7 protein-coding genes are annotated in these 9,988 nt (G+C 44.6%); 5 read left to right on the forward strand and 2 right to left on the reverse strand.

Features of this window, described 5'->3' with window-relative positions; translation table 11 throughout:
- Positions 1–237 precede the first annotated feature (237 nt).
- Complete coding sequence (gene hisJ / locus ACKA06_RS15615) at positions 238–1,032, reverse strand: histidinol-phosphatase HisJ (protein ID WP_411160068.1); 795 nt, start codon at positions 1,030–1,032, stop codon at positions 238–240.
- Positions 1,033–1,249: 217 nt separating this feature from the next.
- On the opposite strand from hisJ, the gene ezrA reads away from it, so the two are divergent.
- Positions 1,250–2,941 (forward strand): septation ring formation regulator EzrA, encoded by a 1,692-nt coding sequence (gene ezrA, locus ACKA06_RS15620; RefSeq protein WP_411160069.1) that lies wholly within the window; start codon positions 1,250–1,252, stop codon positions 2,939–2,941.
- Between the two features lie 130 nt (positions 2,942–3,071).
- Here ezrA and brnQ read toward each other — a convergent pair whose 3' ends face one another.
- Entirely contained in the window at positions 3,072–4,409 is a 1,338-nt protein-coding gene (gene brnQ / locus ACKA06_RS15625; protein ID WP_198258959.1) for a branched-chain amino acid transport system II carrier protein, read from the reverse strand.
- A gap of 312 nt (positions 4,410–4,721) precedes the next feature.
- Here brnQ and ACKA06_RS15630 point away from each other — a divergent pair, with 312 nt between their 5' ends.
- The 4 genes from ACKA06_RS15630 (at position 4,722) to mbcS (ending at position 9,863) form a co-directional block, all read left to right on the forward strand.
- Entirely contained in the window at positions 4,722–5,873 is a 1,152-nt protein-coding gene (locus tag ACKA06_RS15630; protein ID WP_411160070.1) for a cysteine desulfurase family protein, read from the forward strand.
- Positions 5,870–7,081 (forward strand): tRNA uracil 4-sulfurtransferase ThiI, encoded by a 1,212-nt coding sequence (thiI, locus tag ACKA06_RS15635; RefSeq protein ID WP_411160071.1) that lies wholly within the window; start codon positions 5,870–5,872, stop codon positions 7,079–7,081. The genes ACKA06_RS15630 and thiI overlap by 4 nt, the downstream gene beginning before the upstream one ends.
- Before the next feature lie 89 nt (positions 7,082–7,170).
- Complete coding sequence (locus ACKA06_RS15640; protein ID WP_032087337.1) at positions 7,171–7,374, forward strand: alpha/beta-type small acid-soluble spore protein; 204 nt, start codon at positions 7,171–7,173, stop codon at positions 7,372–7,374.
- Positions 7,375–8,279: 905 nt separating this feature from the next.
- Positions 8,280–9,863, forward strand: coding sequence for an acyl-CoA synthetase MbcS (gene mbcS / locus ACKA06_RS15645; protein ID WP_411160072.1), 1,584 nt, complete (start codon positions 8,280–8,282; stop codon positions 9,861–9,863).
- Positions 9,864–9,988 lie beyond the last annotated feature (125 nt).

The following is a 9,988-nucleotide window of genomic DNA, read 5'->3' on the forward strand; positions in this document are numbered from 1 at the left end:
GGCCGATTCGTCTTATGCCACACGCCTCTGAGCAAAGCCCTTCCGCTTTTCTTATAAGCTACTCTTCCCGCAGGAGTCTTCGTCTTGCACTCCAATCAACCGCTGAGTGAGCTAATTCCTAGAAGTACAATGTACAATGAACAAATTAAAAACCCGAGCTATTTTGCCTCACTTCATGCAAAATAGCTCGGGTTTTGCTTTACTAAATCACTTTTGTCCCAGCTTCTTTTTACTGTATTACAGCCTCATGGCATGTCTTCCCTGGCCGATGCCTGCTGCGGAGTGGGCATCGGATCCGTATACGGTTTTGATCCCGAGTTTTCGGGCGTGTTCAATGACTTCCTCCGGGGGATAGGATTCACCGCAATGTGGTTTAATGACACCTGCGCCGTTGTAATCAAGTTCATATCCACTAGAAGCAGCGGCCTCCAGAATTGCCTTTATTTCTTTGCTGAAGGGGGTTGATGCAGGGTAAAGTTTCTGAAACTTTTTTACAAGCGTGATATGACCGATGCGCTTCGGCTTGAAGGGGCCAAGGTCGGCTTCGATCGATTTAAGGACGGTCCTGTAGTAATGCCGGTAAATTTCGTCCGCGGAATCATAAAGTCCTATCATTTTCTTAAATACATCAGGACTGAAATCAAGACAGGCCCATTTATTTTTATAATGTAAGAAATGAACCGAGAGGATGCTATCATCCAATCTCTCACCCCATCTGTTGAGGAAATCGGCTGTCTCATTCTCGAAACCTTCAATATAATCCACTTCAAGGCCGGAAAGGATGGTAATCCGTTGTTTGTATGTCTCTTTCAGTTCTTCAAGGGTATCGAAGTACAAAGGGACATCATCTTCAGCCATACCGCTGTCCTGATCTGGTGTCGTATCCACAAAGCCCCGCGGGAGCGGCGCGTGCTCCGTGAACGTCAGTTGTGAATAGTCGAGGGCGATGGCCCTTTCAATATATTCGTGAAATGAATCCATGCTTCCATGAGGGCAGAAAGGAGTATGGATATGTCCGTCGACTTTTTTCATCAGAAAACCCTTCCTTCATCCAAATCATCTGTATTTTTATGTGAATTTTTCACTATTTTTAGAGAAAACGCTATATTTTAACTTTTAGAGTTGAAAAAATAGAATTTATTAGTCAAAAAATGTCGTTCTCATGGTATCATTATAACAATGAGAATTTACTAATGAAACTTTCAAATTGATATAGATGTCTACTGAATAGTTGAACAGGGGGCTTAAGATGCAATATGTCATCGCTGGAATCATACTAATCTTGATTTTATTCCTAATCGGAGTCTTATCCAGAAAGAAATATTATGCGGAAATTGACCGGTACGAAGCTTGGAAGGTGGATATCATGAACCGGCCGATTCCGGAAGAACTGTCTAAGGTCAAACAGCTGAACATGACCGGGCAGACGGAACAGCTTTTTGAAGGCTGGAGACAGGGTTGGGACGAAATCGTGGCTGTCGAGCTTCCTGATATTGAAGAACTTCTGTTTGACGCCGAAGAATACACAGATAAGTTCCGTTACAAGAAGACGAAGGAAACGCTGGCAAAAATCGATGAAGTCCTCACTAAAACAGAAGCCAAGATTGACAAGATCCTGGAAGAGCTGAATGAACTTGTCGGCAGTGAAGAAAAGAACAGGGAAGAAATAGAATTATTAGAAGAAGAATACCGCAGCAGCAAGAAGCAGCTGCTTGCATACCGTCATACATATGGACAGGCCGCGAAGAAAATCGAAGCTGTGCTTGATAAGCTTGCTAAAGAAATCGAAGAATTTAAATCACTGACAGATCAGGGCAACTATCTGGATGCACGTGAAATCGTCTTGAACCTGGGGCAGGAAATGAAGTCGATCGCCTACAAGATGGAAAGCATCCCTAAGCTGACAGCGGACTGCGAGAATATCCTTCCTTCCCAGTTATCCGAACTGGAAGCAGGATATGCTGAAATGAAGGAACAGGGCTACGTACTCGAACATGTGGAAGTCGACAAAGAAGTAAAAGACCTGAATGAGACGCTGGCCGGTTTCAAAGGCCGTCTTCAGTCCCTTGAGGCGGAAGAAGTTGAGCAGGGTCTGCAGGAAATCAAGAGTAAAATAGAAATGCTTTATGATTCACTGGAAAAAGAAGTGCATGCGAGACACTTTGTGCTTCAATATAAGGACGAAACGACTGAAGGCCTCATTAAGGCGAAAGAAGAGAATGATGATATTCAGTATGAAGTGAATGTTGTGCAGCAGGGTTATCATTTACATGAATCCGATCTTAAGGCACCTCAGGAATTACAGAAGAAAATCATCCAATTATCAAAGCGCCACGAATTGATTATTGAAAAAGTGGAAAGCAATAAGACTGCGTACACATCGTTGAGTGAAGAACTGAAGGAAATCAGAAGTGGTCTGGAAGTCCTGAATGGGGAGCAGGCGGAATTCGGTGTCTTTCTTCAGAATCTGCGTAAAGATGAATTGACGACACGCGAAAAAATTGCGGAACTCAAGAAAAAGACCGCAGAGGCAAGCAGGATGATTGCGAAAAGCAATGTGCCCGGGCTCCCTGCAGATTATGATGAGCTTCTTACTGAAGTTCACCGCAAGATCGAGCAGGTGAACGCAAGCCTGACAGAAAAACCATTGAATATGAAATTCATCCAGGAAACGCTTTTAGAAGCAGCTGATACTGTCGATCACTTCTATTCAAAAACACAGGACCTTATAGAAAACGTCCTGCTTTCAGAAAAAATCATTCAATACGGCAACCGCTACAGAAGCCGCTACAACTCAGTGCGTGAAGGGCTTCAGGCAGCGGAAGAAGCATTCAGGCAATATGACTACCGTAAGGCGCTTGAGGAAGCGGCCACCACGATTGAGAAAGTGGAACCGGGCGCGTTGAAAAAAATCGAAAAGATGATCAATATCGAAGAGTAATGAAGGAAGCCAGTATCCCTTTTAAAGGAGTACTGGCTTTTTTGTTCTGTCTATTTTGAGCATGGGGTGAAGCCTGAAATATAAAAAAACCGTTGAAGAACATTCTTCTCAACGGTCTTTAATGCTGCTGTTAAGCTTCAATAATGCGTTTGGATGCACCCGCCAAATTGGCTATCACAAAGCCGATGACGGCACCTGCTGCTGCGGGCAAGAGCCAGCCGATCCCTTCAGCGTAAAAAGGAAGGAAGTTCAATGAATCGGTCACTGCACTTACATCCACACCTGCTGTCTTCAGGCCGTCTATCAAACTGATCAGGCCGGTTGCCACCAAAGCGAAAACATAAACCATGGAGTAGCCGTTGAACCAATTATGCATGAATGATAAGACGATCAATACGATTGCCAAAGGATAGATGGTAATGAGCACCGGCAATGAAACGGCAATCAACTGAGTTAACCCGATATTGGCAATCAACATACTGAAAGCAGAAAGGATAATGACGAGTTTTCCATAAGATACAGGTATGATCTTTGAAAAATATTGTGCACATGCCGATACCAGTCCGACGGACGTGGTGATACAGGCAAACGTGATGGCAAGCCCCAGGATCACAGCCCCCAAAGAGCCGAATAAGTAATCTGCGGCCGCCGAGAGAATGGCACCGCCGTTGGGCAGGGCACCGATTGAGTCTGTACTCGTTGCTCCGATATAGCTGAGTGACAGATACACAAGGGCAAGTCCCGCCGCAGCGATGAGCCCTGCAATGATCGTGATCCTGGTCAGTGATGATTTATTTGTAATCCCGCGGTCCTTAATGGCATTGATTACTACGATACCAAATACCAGGGCCGCAATTGTATCCATCGTCAGATAGCCTTCAATGAAACCTTTGAAGAGAGGACCTTCCTGGTATGCAGGATTCGGCTCTCCAAAGCTTCCCATGGGGGTTGCGATACTTTTCACAACCAGTACAGTAAGGATGATCAGCAGGGAAGGAGTCAAAACCTTACCGATTCTGTCAACAAGCTTCGAAGGATTCATCGCAAGCCAGGCTGTCAGTGCAAAAAAGATGACTGAATAAATAAGAAGGGACACCCCATATTTTGCTGCATCTTCAGGTAAAAAAGGAATGATGCCGATTTCATATGCAACTGTACCGGTTCTCGGAATTCCGAAAAATGGTCCGATTGCAAGGTACATGATAATGGTGAAGATCAATCCAAAAACCGGATGGACCCGGTTTGCCAGTGTTTGAAGGTCGCCTCCAGATTTGGCGATGGCGATTACTCCCATCAAAGGCAGCCCCACCCCGGTGATCAAAAACCCGATGATTCCCGTCCACACATGGTCACCGGCCTGCTGACCGAGAAATGGGGGGAAAATCATATTTCCGGCTCCGAGGAAAAGAGCGAAAAGCATTAGACCTACAGTTAATACACCGCCGAATGACAGCGCTTTCTCGTTCATATATACCCCTCCGTTTGTAAACGTTATCATGAGCAAAACTATCTTATCACATCCGTGTAGAAAAATGTCGAAAATCTAAATAGTCTTGCAATTTAGTATATTTGAATAATTAATCAGGTTTATCACCTAAATGATTGTCGCAAATTTCGACAAAGTTATCAATGGTTATTTTTATAAAATAATAAAAATTTCAACGTTTTTATTAAATAATATTATTGTCAAAATAATTTCGGGTTATGTTGGATTTCATTTGGGTTCAAAAGAATTTGTGATAATATTAATGATTGGATAGAACTAAAGAAGGTGTATATCATGATTTATTTTGATAACGCAGCAACCACCAAGCCCTATTCGGAAGCACTGGATACTTTTATGAAGGTGAATGGCGTTTATTTTGCCAATCCTTCTTCCATTCATTCTTTTGGCGGCAGGGTGGAAAAATTAATTGCTCAGTCAAGGAAACAGATTGCTTCCATCATGGATATCAACGAGAAAGAAGTGATTTTCACATCAGGAGGAACTGAGTCCAATAACCTGGGGATTAAAGGGGCTGCCCTCCAATACAGGAACAGAGGGAAACATATTATCACAACAAAAATAGAACATCCTTCTGTATCCAATACAATGAAGCAATTGGAATCACTCGGCTACACAGTGACTTACCTTGATGTCAACGAATCCGGTGTGGTCGACCCTGAAGATGTAGGAAAAGCGATCCGGCCGGACACGATCCTTGTTTCCATCATGCATGTGAATAATGAAGTAGGATCCGTGCAGCCAATCAGAGAAATTGGTTCCTTATTGAAAAAGCATTCCAGGATTCTTTTTCATGTTGACGGTGTCCAGGCATTCGGGAAAATTCCTGTCTCTTTACAGGATCATCATATCGATTTATACAGTATTTCTGCCCATAAAATCCACGGTCTGAAGGGGACGGGGATGCTGTATGTCAGAGATGGCGTCATCCTTTCTGCCATTCTGTCCGGAGGAGAGCAGGAAGGAAACGTAAGAAGCGGGACAGAGAATACGGGAGGCATCGTTTCCTTTGCAAAGGCGATGAGGCTGTATCACGAAGAAAGCCGTGACAGCTTAAATAAAATGAAGGATATTCAACGGTATATACGGAAACAACTGGGAACCATGCCCGGAGTGACTGTCCATACGCCGCAAGAAGGGAGTGCACCGCATATCCTTAACTTTTCCATTGAAGGTTTTAAGAGTGAGGTGGTAATTCACGCCCTCGATCAGCATGAGGTATACGTCTCCACTACCAGTGCGTGTTCTTCCAAGAAAAGCAAGCCGAGTCAGACCCTCCTGTCGATGGGAGTGGGGGAGAAACTGGCAGACCGGGCGATCCGTGTAAGTTTGTCTTATCACAATACAATGGAAGAAGCAGAGCGGTTCATCAGTCTTCTAAAACAAGAAACCGCACAATTAGAGAAAACAATGAGGAGATCGCGATGAAATATAATCGAATTTTAGTCAGATACGGTGAAATTTCCACCAAGGGAAGAAACCGTAAAAAGTTCACATCAAAACTCAGGGAGAATATTATCCAGGCTTTAAAGGATTATCCGGGTGTATCCGTGTCTGCGAGCCGTGACCGTCTGCATATCCTTCTGGGTGAGGAAAATGGGGATGAGATCATCCCGCGCCTCCAAAAGATCTTCGGGATTCAATCATTCAGTCCTGTAGTGAAAGTTGAACGGGATATAGAGGAAATCTGCAAAGCGGGAGCTGCATTGGTGCATAAAAGCTTTGAACCAGGCAAGACTTTTAAGGTATCGGCCCGCCGTGCAGATAAACATTTTCCACTGGAAACCAATGAAATTAATTATGAGGTCGGTTCATACATTTTGAGGAATACAGAAGGATTGACCGTGGATGTCAAAAATCCTGATATAAAATTAAATGTGGAAGTCAGAAAAGAAGGTGTTTACCTTTCTTCTGAGATTTACCCCGGCTCAACGGGAATGCCGGTCGGTGCCAGCGGAAAGGCTATGCTGATGCTGTCAGGGGGGATTGACAGTCCGGTTGCTGGATATTTGACCATGAAGCGAGGCGTGGAAATCGAAGCCGTCCATTTTCACAGCCCGCCTTTCACAAGCGAACGTGCTAAGCAGAAAGTCATCGATCTTTCAAAGAAGCTCTCTGCTTTTTCAGGCAGCATTAAATTGCATATCGTCCCTTTCACGAAGATCCAGCAGACGATCCACGATCAGGTACCTGAAAACTATACTATGACCTCAACGAGAAGAATGATGCTTAAGATAGCAGATAAAATCCGCGAGCAGCACGAAGGTCTTGCATTGGTAACAGGTGAAAGCCTCGGACAGGTGGCGAGTCAGACTCTTGAAAGCATGCAGGCGATCAATGACGTCACGAACACCCCGATCCTGAGACCGCTGGTCGCCATGGATAAACTTGAAATCATCGATATCGCACAAAAAATCGATACTCATGATATATCGATCCTGCCGTATGAAGATTGCTGTACGATCTTCACACCGCCGGCACCTAAAACAAGACCCAAAAAAGAAAAGGTGCAGTATTACGAAAGCTTTGTTGATTTCCAGCAGCTGATCCTTGAATCGGTCAAAGAAACAGAGACGATCACCATCCATGGAGGAGCGGATTCAAGCAGCGAAGAAAGCTTTGATGACCTCCTTTAAATAGGAACATTTACCAACAAATTTCGTTGCATGAAGCCATGTGTTTTCGCGCAATCTATACTCAACAAGCAACGAGGAGGTGAAAACACATGGCAAACAGAAGTTCTAACCAACTAGTAGCTCCAGGAGCTCAACAAGCTCTTGACCAAATGAAATACGAAATCGCTTCTGAATTCGGAGTTCAACTTGGTGCTGATGCAACTGCACGCGCTAACGGTTCTGTAGGTGGTGAAATCACTAAGCGTTTAGTCCAAATGGCTGAACAACAAATCGGTGGCGGATACCAAAAATAATTAAATACAATGGCTACAAGGAGCGGGGTTTACCCGCTCCTTTTAATTTTGTCCGGGTTTTGAACGCCGCAGTTGATTTCCGTGCAAGACTTCGCTTTCCGCGGGTGAGCAGTGAGCATGCTGATATGAAGGCAAATGTCAAGATACGCACCCATACTGAATTTGGTTTTAGGCAGCCCTAAAAGAAGCTTATTATTTGACTTCTCAACGTATTAACTCCATTCATCACCGCTGTTGATTTCCGTGGAAGACTTCGCTTTCCGCGGGTGAGCCTCCTCGTCGCTGCGCTCCTGAGGGGTCTCACCTAACTCGCTTTTCCGCAGGAGTCTGCGTTTTGCACTCCAATCAATCGCTTGAATCGGTTTTGAATAGGGATATGACCTACACAAATACATCCTGATGGGTCCTGTTTCATACCAGACCAAACCGTAGATTTTCTGAACTGCCCAACTTCGTCATTAACTTTTTTACTGTCCCAGTAGTATATTTGGATTTCTCTAAAAGCAGTTTACCAAATTAACCCACGATGTTACGGGTAAGATGATAACTTGGCAAGTCCTCTGTTGCTGGACAAGTCTCACATTGGCCACTTCTCCTGCAGGAGTTTTCGTCTTCTACTACAATATACTGCTGGATTCTATGCCAGCTAGGATGTCAGCACTTGTTAAATGAATTATTTATTGGATCCAATGAACGAGCCGCCTCCGCTTTTCGGAACGCAGAGGAGGCTCGACTTCCTCCATGGGGAATCTTATGTTTGCAGCGGAAAGGAACGGTCTAGATTCTTAATCGAAAATACTGTTTAATTCCCAGCTTGCCTTCTCTTAATTATAAAAATGAATAATTTAAAAAATTAAAATTATTTTGTATAATAGAGGTGTAAGTACAAACAAGGGGGAATTCGGATGGACAGACATGAATTAATTGCACCTGAAAAGTACAACTTGGTTGAAGAAGTAGAGAAGTTTGCAAGTAATGAAGAAAAGCTCGCGATCAAATGGCAGAACGAAGCGGGTGAAAAAAAAGAAATTACATACAGTAACCTGATCAAGGACGCTAATAAAATTGGAAACGTTTTCTTGGGTTCCGGCCTCGAAAAGGGGGATGTCATCCTGGTCATGGTCCCACGATTGATCGAAGCTTATGCAGTTTACCTGGCAGCTTTAAAATCCGGTATGGTCGTCATTCCAAGTTCAGAAATGCTGCGTACGAAAGATCTTGAATATAGGATCGAACACGGGGATGTAAAAGGAATCGTCGCGTATGCACCATTCATCGGGCAATTTGAGAATGTGCGAGGGATGGATAAGCTGCAAAAATTCGTCATTGGCGAAAAGCAGGAAGGCTGGATCACGGTCGAGGAAGAAATGAAAGACGTATCAGGGGACTTGCCGTTTGCAGATACGGCCAGGGATGATATGGCTTTCTTGTCATACACTTCTGGGACGACAGGAAATCCTAAAGGAGTCGTACATACACATGGCTGGGCATTCGCCCACCTTAGAACGGCCGCCAAAGGGTGGCTTGGAATTGAAGAAGGGGATACAGTCTGGGCAACGGCAGGCCCCGGCTGGCAAAAATGGATTTGGAGTCCATTCATGTCCGTCCTTGGTTCAGGAGCGACTGGACTTGTTTATCAAGGTAAATTCGAACCGAATAAATATTTGCAGCTGCTTCAGGACAATGGTGTTAACGTTCTCTGCTGTACACCGACAGAATACCGCCTGATGGCCAAAGTCGATGATCTCGGAACGTATGATCTTTCACCGCTTCACAGTGCTGTTTCCGCAGGTGAACCGTTGAATAGGGAAGTCATCGATGCGTTCAAGAAACATCATGGCATCGAAGTTCGTGACGGTTACGGACAAACTGAAAATACTCTCCTGGTGGGTATTATGAAGGGCATGGAACTGAAACCGGGATCCATGGGCAAACCTACACCGGGCAACAGGGTGGAGGTCATAAACGAAGAAGGACAACCTTGTGAACTCGGGGAAGTAGGAGATATCGCCGTTCACGTTGAAACACCTGCCTTGTTCAAGAACTATTATAAAGATCCTGAAAGAACGGCCATGCAGTTCAGGGGTGACTACTATATCACCGGAGATAAAGCGAAGAAAGATGAAGACGGTTATTTCTGGTTCGAAGGCAGGGGAGACGACATCATCATCTCCTCCGGTTACACAATCGGACCGTTCGAAGTAGAGGATGCACTTGTAAAGCATCAATTTGTACAGGAGTGCGCTGTAGTCGGCAGCCCTGATGAAGTACGCGGCCTGATTGTAAAAGCCTTCGTCGTACTGCGTGAGGGCGTTGACCAGAATGACTCTGAGCTTGTACCACAGCTGCAGGAACACGTAAAACAGCTGACAGCTCCATACAAATATCCGCGCAAAATCGAATTCGTCAAAGAACTGCCAAAAACAACATCAGGCAAAATCAGAAGAATCGAACTGCGCCAAAAAGAAATGACCTCGGTTAAAAACTAAATTAATTTCAGGAAGATACAGAGAGCCTATACAAATAGGTTCTCTGTATTTTTGGTGTGCCAGGCATGCACACACTCTATAGGGTTGAAGTCCCGAGCCGTGAAGGTAGTAGTAGCGGTTAGCTG

It is taken from the genome of Rossellomorea oryzaecorticis, from assembly GCF_045897515.1.
GTDB lineage: Bacteria > Bacillota > Bacilli > Bacillales > Bacillaceae_B > Rossellomorea > Rossellomorea enclensis.